Origin of the sequence: Pseudomonas sp. s4, from assembly GCF_046764235.1 — a bacterium.
GTDB lineage: Bacteria > Pseudomonadota > Gammaproteobacteria > Pseudomonadales > Pseudomonadaceae > Aquipseudomonas > Aquipseudomonas asiatica.
In genome coordinates this window covers 910396-927150 of the sequence record NZ_CP177209.1, presented here as the reverse complement: position 1 = coordinate 927150, position 16755 = coordinate 910396, and the positions used below count along the sequence as shown (strand labels likewise).

The window sequence follows — 16755 nt, the reverse complement described above, 5'->3', positions numbered from 1 at the left end:
CCTGTAACCCACCAACTCCAAGGAAGAGCCCCTGACGTGACCGCCATCCAGTTGATCGTCGGCCTGGGTAACCCCGGCCCCGAATACGAACAGACCCGGCATAACGCAGGGGCTCTTTTCGTTGAACGCATTGCCAGCGCCCAGCGCGTCTCGTTGACCGCTGACCGCAAATATTTCGGCCTGACGGCTAAGTTCAGCCATCAGGGCAACGACGTTCGTCTGCTCATCCCCACCACCTACATGAACCGTAGCGGCCAGTCCGTGGCGGCCTTGGCCAATTTCTTCCGCATCAAGCCGGAAGCGATCCTGGTGGCGCATGACGAACTCGACCTGCCCCCGGGCGTCGCCAAGCTCAAGCGCGGCGGTGGCCATGGTGGGCACAACGGCCTGCGCGACATCATCGCGCAGCTCGGCAACCAGAACGACTTCCACCGCCTGCGGCTTGGCATCGGCCACCCGGGCGACGCCAAACTGGTCTCCAACTTCGTCCTGGGCCGCGCGCCACGCGCCGAGCAGGAGAAGCTCGACGCCAGCATCGATTTTGCCCTCGGCGTGCTGCCGGACGTGCTTGCCGGCGACTTCGCCAAGGCGATGCGCGAGCTGCACAGCCAGAAGGCCTGATTTCCTTTAGAGAGGGGAATACCCATGGGTTTCAATTGCGGCATCGTCGGCCTGCCCAACGTCGGCAAGTCCACCCTGTTCAACGCCCTGACCAAGTCTGGCATCGCGGCGGAGAACTTCCCCTTCTGCACCATCGAGCCTAACAGCGGCATCGTGCCGATGCCCGATGCGCGCTTGAATGCACTGGCTGAAATCGTCAAGCCAAACCGCATCCTGCCGACCACCATGGAGTTCGTCGACATCGCCGGCCTGGTGGCTGGTGCCTCGAAAGGCGAAGGCCTGGGCAACAAGTTCCTCGCCAACATCCGCGAGACCGACGCCATTGCCCACGTGGTGCGCTGCTTCGAAGACGAGAACGTGATCCACGTTTCCAACAGCGTCGACCCCAAGCGTGACATCGAGATCATCGACCTCGAGCTGATCTTCGCCGACCTCGACAGCTGCGAGAAGCAGCTGCAGAAGGTTGCCCGCAACGCCAAGGGCGGCGACAAGGAAGCCCTGGCGCAGAAGGCCATCCTCGAACAGCTGATCCCGCACTTCACCGAAGGCAAGCCAGCGCGCAGCCTGATGAAGAACATGAGCGCCGAAGACAAGGCGGTCATCCGCGGCTTCCACCTGCTGACCAGCAAGCCGGTCATGTACATCGCCAACGTGGCCGAAGACGGCTTCGACAACAACCCGCACCTGGACGTGGTCAAGGCCATCGCCGAGGAAGAAGGCGCGGTAGTGGTGCCGGTGTGCAACAAGATCGAAGCGGAAATCGCCGAACTGGAAGACGGTGAAGAGAAGGATATGTTCCTCGAGGCCCTGGGCCTGGAAGAGCCTGGCCTGAACCGCGTTATCCGCGCCGGTTATGAGCTGCTGAACCTGCAGACCTACTTCACTGCCGGCGTGCAGGAAGTACGCGCCTGGACCGTACGCGTCGGTGCTACCGCACCACAGGCCGCTGGCGTGATCCACACCGACTTCGAAAAAGGTTTCATCCGCGCTGAAGTGGTGGCCTATGACGACTTCATCCAGTTCAAGGGTGAGAGCGGTGCCAAGGAAGCCGGTAAATGGCGTTTGGAAGGCAAGGACTACATCGTCAAGGACGGTGACGTGATGCACTTCCGCTTCAACGTCTAAGCGCCAGACCGCAGTACCCACGAACCCCTTGAGGCCAACGCCTCAAGGGGTTTTGTTTTTTCTGATCATGCACACGCCCTTCAGGAGCAGCCCCAACAATATTTGCAACGCCGCTGAAATCAGGGGCTGCTTTGCAGCCCTTTCGCGACACAAGGCCGCTCCTACAACGGAACGCGTCGCCTGAACCAACGCATTCCCCTGTAGGAGCGGCCTTGTGTCGCGATGGGCCGCAGAGCGGCCCCGGAATTCAGCATCTAAGCTGTGATTCAGCACCCTCCCCTGGACGCACGCACCATGCCCGAAAAAACCCGCCTCGACTGGCAACGCTGGTTACCCGGCCTGGTCACCCTGCTCCACTACCAACCCGCCTGGCTGCCCAAAGACATCGCCGCCGGCCTGGTGCTCACCACCATGCTGGTGCCGGTGGGTATCGCTTATGCCGAAGCTTCCGGCGTACCTGGCATCTACGGCCTGTACGCCACCATCATCCCGCTGCTGGCCTACGCCCTGTTCGGCCCCAGCCGCATCCTGGTGCTGGGCCCGGACTCGGCGCTGGCCGCGCCGATCCTGGCAGTGGTGGTGCAATACGCCGCCAGCGACCCGCAACGGGCAATCGCCATCGCCAGCATGATGGCCCTGGTCGCCGGGGCGTTCTGTGTGATCGCCGGTTTGCTGCGCCTGGGCTTCATCACCGAACTGCTGTCCAAGCCGATCCGCTATGGCTACATGAACGGCATCGCCCTCACGGTGCTGATCAGCCAGTTGCCCAAACTGTTCGGCCTGTCGGTCGACAGCCAGGGCCCGCTGCGGGATACCTGGAACCTGATCCAGGCATTGCTCGCCGGCCATGGCCATTGGCCAAGCTTCGTGGTCGGTGGCGGTAGCCTGGCGCTGATCCTGCTGCTCAAGCCGTTCAAGCGTTTGCCGGGCATTCTCATTGCTGTGGTGCTGGCCACGCTGGCGGTGAGCCTGCTGGGGCTCGACCAGCAAGGCGTGAAAGTGCTCGGCGAACTGCCCCAGGGGCTACCCAGCTTCGTGTTCCCCTGGGTCAGCGATATCGACCTGGTGGAGGTGCTGCTCGGCGGCATCGCAGTAGCGTTGGTGTCGTTCGCCGATACCAGTGTGCTGTCACGTTCATACGCCGCGCGCATGAAGGCCCCGGTCAACCCCAACCAGGAAATGTTCGGCCTGGGTGTGGCCAACCTGGCCTCGGGGCTGTTCCAGGGCATCCCCATCAGCAGCAGCTCATCGCGCACCCCCGTGGCCGAAGCGGCCGGCTCGCAGACTCAGCTCACCGGCATCATCGGCGCGCTGGCGGTGACCCTGTTGCTGCTGGTGGCGCCCAACCTGATGCAACACCTGCCCAACAGCGCCCTGGCGGCAGTGGTGATTGCCGCAGCATTGGGCCTGTTCGAGTTCGCCGACCTCAAGCGCATCTTCCGCATGCAGCAATGGGAATTCTGGCTGTCGTTCACCTGTTTCGTCGGTGTGGCGGTGTTCGGGGCGATTCCCGGTATCGGCATTGCCGTGGCGATATCAGTGATCGAATTCCTGTGGGACGGCTGGCGGCCGCATCATGCGGTGCTGGGACGGGTGGATGGCACCCGCGGTTACCATGATGTGCAGCGTTATCCACAGGCCCGACGCATTCCGGGGCTGGTGCTGCTGCGTTGGGATGCCCCGCTGTTCTTTGCCAATGCCGAACAGTTCCAGAGCACGGTGATGGCGGCGGTGGATGCATCGCCTACCCCGGTACAACGGCTGGTGATCGCGGCAGAGCCGGTGACCAGCATCGATATCACCTCGGCGGACATGCTGGCCGAGCTGGACCGGGCGCTGGAGGCGCGGGGGGTGGAGTTGCAGTTTGCCGAGATGAAGGACCCGGTAAAGGACAAGATGCGGCAGTTCGAGTTGTTCGAGCATATGGGGGAGTCGGCATTTCATCCCACTGTTGGGGCAGCGGTGGATGCCTACCTTGAAGAGAGTGGGGTTGACTGGAAGCCCTAGGTTTTCCTGGGCTGGCCTCTTCGCGGGCATGCCCGCTCCCACAGGGACCGCACAAACCTCAAGGTTGTCGCTGTACCTGTGGGAGCGGGCGTGCCCGCGAAGAGGCCAGTACAGAAGAACTAAGCAGTCCGAACCCGCCGCCGATCAATCCATATGAGCATGGCACTGGCGTACACCGACACCGCCAGAAACAGCGCCATGCGCACGGCAAAGGCGCGGTAAACATCCTGCCCTCCCGCGCTGTCCTGCACCGACTGCCCCAGCAAGATCAGCATGGTCGTCAGGCAACTCACCCAGTATGCCGGGCTTTGCCTGGTATCCACCGCACGGTAGAGCCTGCGCCCCTGCCAGAGAACGAACAGCAGCACCCACAGGAAAAACATCCACAGGTGCACGAACAGGCTCAACGCGCCCCACATCAATATCGCCAGCAACCCGGCCAGCAAGGTCGAGCCGATCAGTTCGCGGCTGGCATGCCGTGCGCGGGTCTCACCAGCCTGCTGCCCCAGGCTCACTGCCTTCATGATCAGCGGCATGTACTGGTCCGGGGCGATCAGCGCCAGCAAGAAGGCCGGCATGACGATCAACGTAGCACGCAAGGCAACCCAGCTCACCTGGTCACTGTCGAGCAGAGGCGGTGCCGGTTGCGCCGGCGCATCGGCCGGCTCGGGAAACAGCACATGCGCCGCTGCCGTGCCCAGCACCGCCAGCAGCATGCCTTTGGCCAGCGCTTCGACCACCGACAGCGCCAGGCTGAAGTCGCTGGTGCCGGCGGCAGCGATCATGGTCAGGCCGATAACCAGCAAATTGGCCAACAGGCCATTGCCGCCTTTCAGTGCATAACGCAAGGTAAGGAAAACCCCCACACTCACCAGCAACACCCCGCTTACCGGGGCATGGCGCAGCAGCGGAATCAGCAGCAGCCCGCTGCCGCAGGCAAGCAGCACCAGCACCGCCAAGGCCGGTGCCGCACGCAGGGGCAAGGGCTGGCTGCGCATGGCCAGCAACAACACCGCGAACACCGGCGCCAGGATCGGTACCGGCAAGCCGATGCCGAAACTCACCGCCAGGCAAAGCGCCACGCCCCAGGCCAGGCGCAGGGCACGCAGGCGGCGTAGTTCAATAGGCATACGACAGCCAGCTCATCAGCCACATGAACAGCCGGCCTAGCAGGTTCAATGGGTTGCCCTCGCTTGGCAGGGCCATGACTTCGGCCTGGCCACCGACCCGCAATACGGTCTTGTCCTGCAACTGGTCACGCTCCAGTTCGACGATAACCGGGAAGCGCTGTGCGGAGCGCAGCCACTCGCGGCTGTTCTGTACGGTCGGCAACGTACCTGGCGGGGCACTCTGGCCTACGCTCACACCGTAGCCGATGCTGCGAATGCGCCCCTTCAACACCGTGCCGGGCAGCGCATCGAGCACTACCAGCACCGGGGTTTCAGGGCGCAGCCGACCTAGGTTGTTCTCGGTCATGTCGGCACTTATCCACACGTCATGGATAGCGATCAGGGTCATCATCGGGCTGCCGGCGCCAACATAGTGGCCAACGTCGGTGCGCAGGTCGGTGATCAACCCGTCTGCATCGGCGCGTACCATGGTGCGCGCCAGGTCCAGCCGGGCTTTTTCCACATTGGCCGCCGCGCTGCGCAGTTGGGCGTTGTCGTCCTGCGCTCCGCCCTGCTGCTCACGGGCCCGCTCAACTTCGGCACGGGCTGCCGCCACCTGGCTGATGGCCTGGTCGCGGCTGGCCTGGGCGCCCTCCAGGCGGCGCACCGACACCGTGCCCGGGTCTTCATCGATCAGGCGCTTGAGCCGCTCGGCGTCCTGCCGGGCCTTGCGCTCGTTGGCCTGGGCTGCCACCAGCGCCGCCTGGGCCGAGTCGATGCCAGCGGTGTGGGCGCCGATCTGCCGGCGTACCGTGTCCAGGTCGGCTTCGGCGCGAGCCAGGGCAATGCGATATTGCTCCTGGTCCAGTTCGAACAACACATCGCCCTTGCGCACTTCCTGGTTGTTGCCCACCGCCACACGCTTCACCTGCCCAGCCACCTCGGCACTCACCGGCACCACGTAGGCCTGCAGGCGGGCTTGCTGGGTATAGGGCGTGACGCGATCGGCCAGCAGGTACCACAGCAGGCTCACGACAATCAGCAGCAGCACCCAGCGCATGCCGCGATCGGGGGCTGGCGGGGATGGCGTCGGCGTGGTGTCGCTCATTTCGTTTCACCTTGTGCATGTGCGCTGGGGCCTGGCTCGTCAAGCAGTTCACCCCAGTCGGTGCGTTGCTGCATCTGCTGGCGGGTGGCCGGGTCGATCGGTGCGCGGCTGGCGTCCCAGCCACCGCCCAGGGCCTTGTACAGTGTCACCAGGCTGCTGACCGCATTGCCGCGACTGACCAGATAGCCGTCCTGTTGCTGCAGCAGCAGTTGCTGGGCGTCGAGCACGCGCTGGAAGTCGGCAAAGCCTTCGCGGTACTGCGAGCTGGCCAGGTTCAGGGAGCGCTGCGCGGCCTGCGAGGCCTGGTCGCGGATACTTGCGCTCTGCAGCGAGCGCACCAGCCCGCTGGCGGCATCGTCGGCCTCACGGGCGGCTTCGCGCACATCCTGGTGATACAGCTCGATCAGTTGCTGCAAGCGGGCATCTTCCACGCGCACAGCGTTCTTGCGTCGGCCGTAGTCGAACGGGTTCCAGATCAGGCTGGGCCCGGCGGCGATGTCGAAGGTATCAGGCAAATGATTGGCCGTGACGAAACTCCAGCCGATGCTGCCCAACAGGCTCAGTTGTGGATAAAGGTCGGCCTCGGCCACCCCGACCAGCGCCGACTGCGCCGCTACCGCCTGCTCGGCGGCACGGATGTCCGGGCGGCGCTGCAGCAGGCGGGCGGGCACATCCTGCAGCACGGCACGGTTCGGCAACGGCAACTGGCCGTGACCGGCATCCAGCTGTGGCAGCGGCCCGGGCGCGCGGCCCAGCAGCGAGCACAGCACGTTGCGCAGGGCATTGAGCTGGTTCTGGAACTCGGGGATGGTGGCCTGGGTAGCCAGATACTGGGTGCGCGCCTGTTGCCAGTCGAGTTCGTCGTTTTCGCCATGACGGAACAGCCGCTCGGTTATCTCCAGGCTGCGCTCCTGGCGGCGGGCGTTTTCTTCGGCGATATCCAGCCGCGCCTCGGCGGTGCGCAGGGCAAAGTAGGTGTCGGCCACCTGCGCACGCAACAGCAGCATGGCATCGGCATAATTGGCCTGGGAGGCGAAGTAGACGGCGTCGGCGCTTTCGATTGCGCGACTGAAGCGCCCCCAGAAGTCGATTTCCCAGCCGATGTCGAAGCCCGCGCTGGATTGCCAGAACACCGAATCGCGAGCGGTGGCGGTACCGGACTGATCCTGTTTCAGGTAAAGGCTCTGTGCGCGCAGTTGCTGCAGCTGTGGATAACGCCCGGTCTGCACGATGGCCAACTGGGCGCGGGCTTCGGCAACGCGCAAACCAGCCACGCGCAGGTTGCTGTTATTGGCATCGGCCTCGGCGATCAAGGCATCCAGGGCAGGGTCGGCGAACACGGCCCACCACTGGCGCAGGTCGGGCGCCGCGGCCTGCTGCCCGGCCTGCTCCAGCAGCGGGGTGTTCCAGGTGCCCAGCCACGGGTCCTGCGTCGGCTGGAAATCCGGGCCGACCTGGGTACAGCCCACCAACGCGGCAGCCAGGCTCAGTGCACAACCACAGAAGCGTCCGGGCATGGCAGGCCTTGGCTTACGCCGACGGTTCGACGGGATTTTCCGGCACCTGCAGCGCCACCCACTGCCAGAACAGTACATAAGTGACGCCCAGGATCACCGGCCCGATGAACAGGCCGATGATGCCTTTGACCACCATGCCGCCCAGTGCCCCGATCAGCACCACCGGCATCGGCACGTCCACCCCGCGCCCCAGCAGCAGCGGCTTGAGCACGTTGTCGGCAAGCCCGGCGACGAAGGTGTAGATGGCGAAAATGATGGTCGCCACGGTAAAGCCTTCGACGTTGAAGATGTAGATGATCACCGGCACCGTTATCAACGTGGCCGGTGCCTGGGCAATCCCCAGCATGAGGATGACGATTGCCAGCATCCCCGCCCCCGGTACCCCTTTGATGACGAAGCCGACACCGATCAGCAGCATCTGGATGAAGGCAATGCCGATCACGCCCTGGGCCACCGCGCGAATGGTGGCGGTGCACAGCTTGGCCAATGGCTTGCCGCGCTCCTCCCCCGACACCCGCATGGCGATGCGCTGCGCCGCGATTTCGCCGCGTTCACCGAACGCCATGATGATGCCCGAGACGATGATCGCCGCGATGAACAGCAGGAACGCGCCGCCTGCGCTGGCTGCTGCCCCCAGCACCGTGCGCCCGGCACCCTTGAGCTGGGGCATCCACTGGTTCAGCACACCGGCCATGTTTTCCGAGGCGGCCAGCCACAAGGCATGCACCTTCGGCCCGATCAGCGGCCAGGCCGCCACCGAGTCGGGAGGGGCCGGCACGCTCCAGGTACCGCTCTTGAGCAGCGTCACCAGGCTGTCCACCGACTCGCCGATGGACATCACCACCAGGTAGATCGGCACCAGCAGCACGACCAGTACCAGCAGAACGACCAGCGTCGCCGAAAGCCCGTCCTTGAGCCCTGTGCGGCGCTGGATGCGGCAATACAACGGGTACAAGGTCACCGCCAGGATCACCGACCACAGCATCAGCTCCAGGAACGGCTGGAACGTCTGGAAGGCGAATATCACCAGCGCAGCCACCAGGCCGGCCTTGATGAGCACATCGAGCAAGCCCCGCGACAGGCGGCTGTCCATCTTGATACCCGGTTGCATGCTTCACCTCCGAACTCCAGGTGCGCCATGTGGCGCGATTCAGTGGCCCGCTTCAGGGGCTGCCGGTGTGGGGCTGTCGTCACCCAACTGCCGCGCCAGGGCCATCATTACCAACGGCACTACCGCCATCGACAAGGTGATGGCCAGCACCAGCAGGTCATGCACCTGCTGCGCAAGCACCTGATGATCCAACGCCAGCTTGAACACCACGAAGGCAAACTCGCCGCCAGACGCCAGCACCACGCCCAGGCACAGCGCCTGGGCCTGGGTGAGCCCACCTGCGGTGCGGCCCAGGCCATAAAGCAGCGGCAATTTGATCATCACCAGCAGCAGGGTCAGCCCCAGCACCATTAACGGCATGCCGAACAGCAGGCGCAGGTCGGCGCTCATCCCCACGCCAACGAAGAACAGCCCCAGCAGCAAACCCTTGATGGGCTCGATCTGGGTTTCCAGTTCGTGACGGAAAGGCGACTCGGCCATCAATACGCCCGCCAGAAATGCCCCCAGCGCCATCGACACGCCCACGTGCTCCATCACCCAGGCGGTGCCCAGCACCACCAGCAAGGCGGTAGCGGTAGACAGCTCGGGCAGCCCAGAACCGACTGTCCATTTGAAGACAGGGGTCAACAGGTAGCGGCCAAAGATGATCAGCACACCTATGCCAACCACCACCGCCAACACCGGCCAGGCGCCTTCGTCGGCGGTACTGACATCACCACCGAGCAGCGGCACCACGGCAATCAGCGGGATCGCGGCAATGTCCTGGAACAGCAGGATCGCCACGGCCAGGCGGCCGTGCGGCTTGCCCAGGTCCTTGCGCTCGGCCAGTACCTGCAGGCCAAACGCGGTGGACGACAGCGCCAGGCCCAGGCCCAGCACGATGGCAGCCGGCTTCGACTGGCCGAACAGCCAGTACGCCAGCAGGCCAAGCACTACAGCACTCAGGCCCACTTGTAGCGAGCCGACGCCAAACAGCGCCCGGCGCATGCCCCACAAACGCCGCGGCGACAGCTCCAGGCCGATGACGAACAGCAGCATCACCACACCCATCTCCGACAGGCGTGCCACGTTATCCGGGTTGTTCAGCAGGCCAAACACCGATGGCCCTATCAGGATGCCCGCCAGCAGATAGCCGGGCACCGCCCCCATTTTCAAACGCTGCGCCAGCGGTACCAGAAGCACCACGGCCAGCAGGAACACCACCGTCGCCTGCAACAGGCTGCCATCATGTGGCATAGGCTCGCACCCTCGCTGCTATCAGAAGCGCTCTTCGACGACCTTGAACGGGTAGTTGACGGCCTTGTATTTGCCGATCTTGCCGCGCTTGGGCAACTTCACCAGCCCGTCGCGGGTAATGTCCTTGTAGGGAATGCGCGTCAGCAGATGGCTGATGATGTTCAGCCGGGCACGGCGCTTGTCGTTGGAATGGGCCATGAACCACGGTGCCCAGGACGAATCAGAGGCGGCGAACATGTCGTCGCGGGCCCGGGTGTATTCATCCCAGCGTGTGTATGACTTGAGGTCCATCGGCGACAGCTTCCACAGCTTGCGGCCATCGTTGATACGGTCCTGCAGGCGGCGGGTCTGCTCTTCGGCGCTGACCTCCAGCCAGTACTTGATGAGGATGATCCCCGACTCGACCATCATCTTTTCGAACAGCGGCACCACGGTGAGAAACTTGCTGCTCTGCTCTTCACTGCAGAAGCCCATCACTCGCTCGACACCGGCGCGGTTGTACCAGCTGCGGTCGAAGATCACTACCTCGCCCGCGGCAGGCAGGTGGCCCAGGTAGCGTTGCACATACATCTGGCTCTTTTCCCGCTCGGTTGGCGCCGGCAGCGCCACCACGCGGAATACTCGCGGGCTGACGCGCTCGGTAATGGCCTTGATGGTACCGCCCTTGCCGGCGCCATCGCGGCCCTCGAAGACAATGCACACCTTCAGGCCCTTGGCCACCACCCATTCCTGCAGCTTCACCAGCTCCACATGCAGCTGCTTGAGTTCCTTCTCGTACGCCTTGCCGCCCAGTTTCTCTGGATGGTCCTTGGGGTCTCTCTTCCTGGACGACTTCGACATGGCGCTCTCCTGAGGGCGAATGAAGAGTCAGTATGGTCGATCCATGGCAGTTTGCCGCTTCGCTTGTGGTGAGTGTTCCGGGGAGGGTGTGGGAGCGGGTTTACCCGCGAATGCGTCATTGAAGCTACCGACGCATTCGCGGGTGAACCCGCTCCCACAGGGTACTCGGTGCCTCCAAGGCCGGACTACTTGGCCATCTTGTTATAGCTGGTCATCAGGTTGCGGTAGTCCGGAATATGGTTGGAGAACAGGGTCCCCAGCCCTTCAATGTCATTGCGCCAGTCACGGTGCAGCTCGCAGGCCACGCCGAACCAGGTCATCAGTTGCGCCCCGGCGGCCTCCATGCGCCGCCAGGCCGAGTCACGGGTCAGTTCGTTGAAGGTGCCGGAGGCATCGGTGACGACAAATACCTCGAAGCCCTCCTCCAGCGCCGACAGAGCCGGGAAGGCCACGCACACTTCGGTCACCACGCCGGCGATCAGCAGCTGCTTCTTGCCGGTAGCCTTGACGGCCTTGACGAAGTCCTCGTTGTCCCAGGCGTTGATGTTGCCAGGCCGGGCGATGTACGGGGCGTCGGGGAACTGCTCTTTCAGTTCGGGCACCAGCGGGCCGTTGGGGCCGGTCTCGAAACTGGTGGTGAGAATGGTCGGCAGCTTGAAGTACTTGGCCAGGTCCGACAGGGCCAGGACGTTGTTCTTGAAGCGGTCGGGGTCGATGTCCCTTACCAGCGAGAGCAGGCCGGTCTGGTGGTCGACCAGCAGCACGGCGGCGTTGTTCTTGTCCAGACGCTTGTATTGGAAGGCCATGACGGGTTTCCTTGCTTTAGCAGGTTGGAGTATCAGCGTAGGCAAGGATGGCGGGGTGGGGAGGCCGTCGGTCGATTCGTTTTGGCCTGTCCCGGCCAACACAACAATTGAGTCAGTACTCGCGCCGCTTGCGAAACGCCCAGCGCCCCACCAGCACGGTGAAGGTCGCCACCAGGGCCACCAGCACCCAGAAACCATGGGGGTTTTCCGCCAGCGGCACACCCCCGACGTTCATGCCGAAGAAGCCGGCGATGATGTTGATCGGCAGCGCCAGCACGGTCACCACGGTCAGGGTGAACAGGGTGCGGTTGGTCTGTTCGTTGAGCTTGGCGGCGATTTCTTCCTGCAACAGCTTGATCCGCTCACCGAGGGCGGTGAGGTCGCTGATCACCAGGGTGAACTCTTCTGTGGCCGCGCGCAGCTGGCGTATGTCCTGTTCCTGCAGCCAGTCGGGCGGCCGGTTGAGCAGGCGCAGCAGCGCCCCCGGCTCCAGCGCCAGCAGGCGCTGCAAGCGCACCAGCACCCGGCGCATGCTGCCCAGTTCGGCGCGGTTGTCGCTCAGGCGCTGGGACAGCAACTGGTCTTCGATGCGGTCGACGCTGGCGGTGGTTTCACGCACGATCTGGGTCAGCACATCGCCCTGGTCGCGCAACAGATGGACCAGCAACTCGATGGACGAATGAAAGCGCTCGCCATGCTTGACCGACGAGCGCAGCTTGTCCACCGAATGCAGCGGCTGCAACCGCGCGCTTACCAGCAACTGGCTGCTGGCGCAGGCCCACAGCGTGGAGATGTCCGAGGACACCAGGCCGAAGTTGAACACCACATCGTTGACCACCGCCAGCAGCGCCGAGTCGGCGTGTTCGATACGGGTCGAGCGCGAACCTTCGCGCAGGGTTTCGAAGAAGGCTTCGGGCAACTGCAGGTGGGTGCGCAACCAGCGTTCGCAGGCAGCGTGGGCCAGGTTCAGGTGCACCCAGAGAAACTCGCCAGGTTCCAGCGGCTGGCCGAGCGTGCGCAACAATTGCGCCGAATCGATTTCGCGCCCCGGCTGTCCAGGGCGGAAGGCGAAGGCGTAGAGCAGGCCGAACAGGTCGTGGTCCTGTGGCAGATGCAGCGCGGGATGGCCCATTCGAACTCGCAATGAGGCACGGGGAGATGGCAGAAAGGTTGCTGAATATTCGTTGCAGTCAGATGACAGCAGACTCCGCAAGCACGGCCAGCACAATCCCTGTGGGAGATTACCCAGCCCTTTTGGGCTGCGCTGTCGCGCAGAGAACAAATATCGCTCGTCTGACGCGGCCTTTGTAGGAGCAGCCTTGTGCTGCGAAGAGGCCGGTACAAGCGATAGAAAGGCTTTGTCAGTACCGGCCTCTTCGCAGCACAAGGCTGCTCCTACAGAACCTCGCCGAACCAATGAGTCATGTGTTGTTCTATGAGAGCGGGCACGCCCGCTCCCACAGGACGCGCAGTGCGAAACCTGAGAAAGCGCAGCCATCACTTCACAAATTCCTGAACTGATTATTTGCCCGCAGCGATTTTTCCCCTCGCCGACCGCCACCAGAATCGCTTCACCACAATCACAAGAACCGTGAGGCCACTCCCGTGGACCAGACACTCCAGGTACGGCAAGCCGCCGCCGACCTCGTTGCGGCGTTCGCCAGCAACGACACCGCTCGCTATTTCGCCTGCTTCAGCGAAGACGCCACCTTCCTTTTCCACACCCTGCCGCAACCGCTGCTGTCGCGCCATGCCTACGAGCAACTCTGGGCCCAGTGGCAGGCCGACGGGTTTGCCGTGCTCGCCTGCGAATCGGGCAATGCCCAGGTGAGCCTGCAAGGTGACGTGGCGATCTTCATGCACGATGTGGCCACGCACATCCGCATCGCCGGCGAAGAACACCAGTTGAGCGAGCGCGAGACCATCGTCTTCCGCCGCCACGGCGAACGGTGGCTGGCCTGCCACGAGCACCTGTCGGTCGTATCGCCGGCCTGATCCCCTTTACGCGGCCCTGCCGCCCTGCCATCGCACCCACAAGAAGGCCCGCGCACTGCGCCGGCCCACAACAACCGCGCTGGAGCATCACCATGAGCCACTCGACCGGTATCGAGACCAATGGCGTCGAACAGATCCCCGACGATCAACGCGACGCCTCCCCGCTGGACCTGTTCCGCCTGATCTTCGGCGGCGCCAATACCTTCGCCACGGCCGTGCTGGGCAGCTTCCCGGTGCTGTTCGGGCTGTCGTTCCAGGCCGGTGTGTGGGCGATCCTGCTCGGCGTCGGCGTGGGCGCGCTGATCCTCGCGCCCATGGGCCTGTTCGGCGCGCTCAACGGCACCAACAACGCGGTGTCGTCGGGTGCGCACTTTGGCGTACACGGGCGCATCGTCGGTTCGTTCCTGTCGCTGCTCACCGCGGTGGCGTTCTTTTCGCTGTCGGTGTGGAGTTCGGGCGACGCCCTGGTCGGCGGCGCCAAGCGCCTGGCCGGCCTGCCGGAAACCGACCTGACCCTGGGCCTGGCCTACGGCCTGTTCGCGGTACTGGTGCTGGTGGTGTGTATCTTTGGCTTCCGCTTCATGCTGTGGGTCAACAAGATCGCCGTGTGGGCCTCGAGCCTGCTGTTCCTGCTGGGCATCGTTGCCTTTGCCGGGCCGTTCGACACCGGTTATGCGGGTAGCGTAAACCTAGGCCAGGCGGGCTTCTGGGCGGCATTCGTCGGTGCGGCGATCCTGGCCATGAGCAACCCGGTGTCGTTCGGTGCGTTCCTCGGCGACTGGTCGCGCTACATCCCGCGTGAAACGCCCAAGGCGCGCATCATGCTGGCGGTGATCGCGGCCCAGGGCGCGACACTGATCCCGTTCCTGTTCGGCCTGTGCACCGCCACCCTGGTGGCCACCCAGGCGCCGGACTACATCGCCGCCAACAACTACGTCGGTGGCCTGCTGGCGGTGGCGCCAAGCTGGTTCTTCCTGCCGGTGTGCCTGATTGCGGTGATCGGTGGCATGTCCACCGGCACCACCGCGCTGTACGGCACCGGCCTGGACATGTCCAGTGTGTTCCCACGCCTGCTCAGCCGTGCCGGCGCCACACTGCTGATCGGCGTGCTGGCGATCGGCTTCATCTTCGTCGGCCGCTTCACCTTCAACCTGGTGCAGAGCGTGTCGACCTTCGCCGTGCTGATCATCACCTGCACCAGCCCGTGGATGGTGATCATGATCCTCGGCCTGATCACCCGCCGCGGCTTCTACCATGCCGACGACCTGCAGGTGTTCACCCGCGGCCAACGTGGCGGCCACTACTGGTTCCTGCATGGCTGGAACTGGCGCGGCATGGGGGCGTGGATCCCCAGCGCGGCGGTGGGCCTGTGCTTCGTCAACCTGCCAGGGCAGTTCGTCGGCCCACTGGGCGACCTGGCCGGCGGCATAGACCTGAGCCTGCCGGTCACCCTGGGGCTGGCCGGTGTGCTGTACCTGCTGCTGCTCAACCTGTTCCCCGAACCTGCCGGCGTGTATGGCCCCCAGGGCCCGCGTTGGGTGCGTTGCAAAAGCACCGCGCACTCGCCGGTAACCACCGCCGAAACGGCCTGACTGGAAACCGACCATGACCACTTCCCACTACATCGCCGGCCGCTGGGTCGAAGGCCAGGGCAGCGACTGCATCAGCGTCAATGACCCGGCCCTTGGGCAACCCTTTGCCGAACTGAAGGCCGCCAGCGTCGCCCAGGTAGACCAGGCAGTGACCGCTGCCCGCGGCGCCCTGCCCGCCTGGAAAAACACCAGCGCCAGCGAACGCGCCGCCTACCTGCGCGGCTTTGCCGAACAACTCGGGCAGCGCCGTGAAGCGTTGATCACCTTGCAGATGCGCAACAACGGCAAGCCACGTCACGAGGCGGAAATCGACCTGGACGACGCCATCGCCACCTTCGGCTACTACGCCGAACTGGCCGAGCAACTGCCATCGAAGAACCGCGATGTGCCGTTGGCTGCGCCGGGTTTCAGCGCTCGCACCCGCCTGGAACCGGTGGGCGTGGTCGGCCTGATCGTGCCGTGGAACTTCCCGCTGGTGACCAGCGCCTGGAAGCTCGCCCCGGCCCTGGCCGCTGGTTGCACCGTGGTGCTCAAGCCATCGGAAGTCACCCCGCTGATCGAACAGGCCTACGGCCAGATCGCCGATGCCCTGGAGCTGCCGGCCGGGGTGTTGAACATCGTCAACGGCAAGGCCGAAACCGGCGCTGCACTGAGCAACCACAATGGCCTGGACAAGCTGTCGTTCACCGGCAGCAATAGTGTCGGCAGCCAGGTAATGCGCAGCGCTTCGGCGCAGTGCCGGCCGGTGACGCTGGAGCTGGGCGGCAAGTCGGCGATCGTGGTGTTCGATGATTGCGACGTGGGCCAGGCAGTGGAATGGATCGTCGCCGGCATCACCTGGAACGCCGGGCAGATGTGCTCGGCCACTTCGCGGCTGCTGGTGCAGGACGGCATTGCCGATGCGCTGCTACCGCGCTTGCAGGTGGCACTGGAAAACCTGCGGGTCGGTAATCCATTGACCGAAGAGGTCGACATGGGGCCGCTGACCAGCCAGGCGCAGTGGCTGAAGGTGGCCGGCTACTTTGCCACGGCGCGGGAAGAAGGCCTGCAGTGTCTGGCCGGTGGCAAGGCGCTGGACCGGGATGGCTGGTTCGTCAGCCCGACGCTGTATGCCGATGTGCCGAAAGACAGCCGCCTGTGGACCGAGGAAATCTTTGGCCCGGTGCTGTGCGCGCGTCGCTTTGCGACCGAGGAACAGGCAATTGCCGAGGCCAACGATAGCCGCTTCGGGCTGGTGGCTACGGTGTGCTCCGCCGACCTGGAACGCGCCGAGCGGGTGGCCGATGCGCTGGAGGTCGGCCATGTGTGGATCAACTCGGTGCAGGCGGTGTTCGTCGAGACCTCGTGGGGTGGTACCAAGGGTAGCGGGATCGGGCGTGAGCTGGGGCCTTGGGGGTTGTCGGCCTACCAGTCGGTCAAGCATGTGACGCGCTGTCTGGGTTGAAATTTCCGGGGCCGCTTTGCGGCCCTTTCGCGACACAAGGCCGCTCCTACAAGAACCGCGTATGACCATGCATAACGTGCATAACGTGCAAATGACCCGGGCGCTCAACCAGTTGCTGAACCGCGAATAAGGCCTGGAATTGATGCCGGGCTCACCGGCCTCTTCGCGGGTAAACCCGCTCCCACAGGTACCGCGCTGCCCTTCAGGCCTGCGCTATCCCTGTGGGAGCGGGTTTACCCGCGAA

The 16755-nt window shown here is 64.4% G+C and carries 14 protein-coding genes; 6 read left to right on the top strand and 8 right to left on the bottom strand.

The features are described from left to right. The first annotated feature begins 36 nt into the window (after positions 1-36). The 3 genes from pth to ACK56M_RS04315 all read left to right on the top strand — a co-directional run bounded on the left by pth (position 37) and on the right by ACK56M_RS04315 (position 3753). Entirely contained in the window at positions 37-621 is a 585-nt protein-coding gene (gene pth / locus ACK56M_RS04325) for an aminoacyl-tRNA hydrolase (protein WP_008099045.1), read from the top strand. Positions 622-645: 24 nt separating this feature from the next. Further along, positions 646-1746 carry a redox-regulated ATPase YchF gene (gene ychF, locus ACK56M_RS04320; protein WP_013970895.1) on the top strand — a complete coding sequence of 367 codons (1101 nt, stop codon included), beginning with the start codon at positions 646-648 and terminating at the stop codon, positions 1744-1746. Positions 1747-2040: 294 nt separating this feature from the next. Continuing rightward, on the top strand, positions 2041-3753 hold the full coding sequence (locus ACK56M_RS04315; RefSeq protein ID WP_054572319.1) for a SulP family inorganic anion transporter: 1713 nt from the start codon (positions 2041-2043) through the stop codon (positions 3751-3753). A 119-nt stretch (positions 3754-3872) separates the two neighbouring features. On the opposite strand, the gene ACK56M_RS04310 is transcribed toward ACK56M_RS04315, so the two are convergent. The 8 genes from ACK56M_RS04310 to ACK56M_RS04275 form a co-directional block, all read right to left on the bottom strand. After that, complete coding sequence (locus tag ACK56M_RS04310; RefSeq protein WP_054572318.1) at positions 3873-4883, bottom strand: DUF2955 domain-containing protein; 1011 nt, start codon at positions 4881-4883, stop codon at positions 3873-3875. Continuing rightward, positions 4873-5970 (bottom strand): HlyD family secretion protein, encoded by a 1098-nt coding sequence (locus ACK56M_RS04305; RefSeq protein WP_054572317.1) that lies wholly within the window; start codon positions 5968-5970, stop codon positions 4873-4875. Before ACK56M_RS04305 ends, ACK56M_RS04310 begins: the two co-directional genes overlap by 11 nt. Continuing rightward, the gene (locus tag ACK56M_RS04300) at positions 5967-7487 is read right to left on the bottom strand and encodes an efflux transporter outer membrane subunit (RefSeq protein WP_054572316.1); all 1521 of its coding nucleotides are present in this window, start codon (positions 7485-7487) and stop codon (positions 5967-5969) included. Before ACK56M_RS04300 ends, ACK56M_RS04305 begins: the two co-directional genes overlap by 4 nt. A 13-nt stretch (positions 7488-7500) precedes the next feature. Next, the gene (locus ACK56M_RS04295; RefSeq protein WP_015268932.1) at positions 7501-8598 is read right to left on the bottom strand and encodes an AI-2E family transporter; all 1098 of its coding nucleotides are present in this window, start codon (positions 8596-8598) and stop codon (positions 7501-7503) included. A 39-nt stretch (positions 8599-8637) separates the two neighbouring features. Next, a complete protein-coding gene (locus ACK56M_RS04290; RefSeq protein ID WP_411959262.1) occupies positions 8638-9834 on the bottom strand; it encodes a monovalent cation:proton antiporter-2 (CPA2) family protein in 1197 nt (398 codons plus the stop codon). A 21-nt stretch (positions 9835-9855) separates the two neighbouring features. Then, positions 9856-10674, bottom strand: a complete 819-nt coding sequence (gene ppk2 / locus ACK56M_RS04285) for a polyphosphate kinase 2 (protein ID WP_015268930.1) — start codon at positions 10672-10674, stop codon at positions 9856-9858. A 185-nt stretch (positions 10675-10859) separates the two neighbouring features. Continuing rightward, positions 10860-11480, bottom strand: a complete 621-nt coding sequence (ycaC, locus tag ACK56M_RS04280; protein ID WP_013970853.1) for an isochorismate family cysteine hydrolase YcaC — start codon at positions 11478-11480, stop codon at positions 10860-10862. Between the two features lie 112 nt (positions 11481-11592). Beyond that, positions 11593-12612, bottom strand: a complete 1020-nt coding sequence (locus tag ACK56M_RS04275; protein ID WP_085720819.1) for a transporter — start codon at positions 12610-12612, stop codon at positions 11593-11595. 473 nt (positions 12613-13085) lie between these two features. On the opposite strand from ACK56M_RS04275, the gene ACK56M_RS04270 reads away from it, so the two are divergent. From ACK56M_RS04270 to ACK56M_RS04260, 3 genes are all read left to right on the top strand, one after another. Then, the gene (locus ACK56M_RS04270; RefSeq protein WP_015268917.1) at positions 13086-13475 is read left to right on the top strand and encodes a YybH family protein; all 390 of its coding nucleotides are present in this window, start codon (positions 13086-13088) and stop codon (positions 13473-13475) included. Between the two features lie 92 nt (positions 13476-13567). Next, positions 13568-15067, top strand: a complete 1500-nt coding sequence (locus tag ACK56M_RS04265; RefSeq protein ID WP_015268916.1) for a purine-cytosine permease family protein — start codon at positions 13568-13570, stop codon at positions 15065-15067. 13 nt (positions 15068-15080) lie between these two features. Beyond that, entirely contained in the window at positions 15081-16511 is a 1431-nt protein-coding gene (locus tag ACK56M_RS04260; RefSeq protein WP_015268915.1) for an aldehyde dehydrogenase family protein, read from the top strand. Positions 16512-16755: the final 244 nt, after the last annotated feature.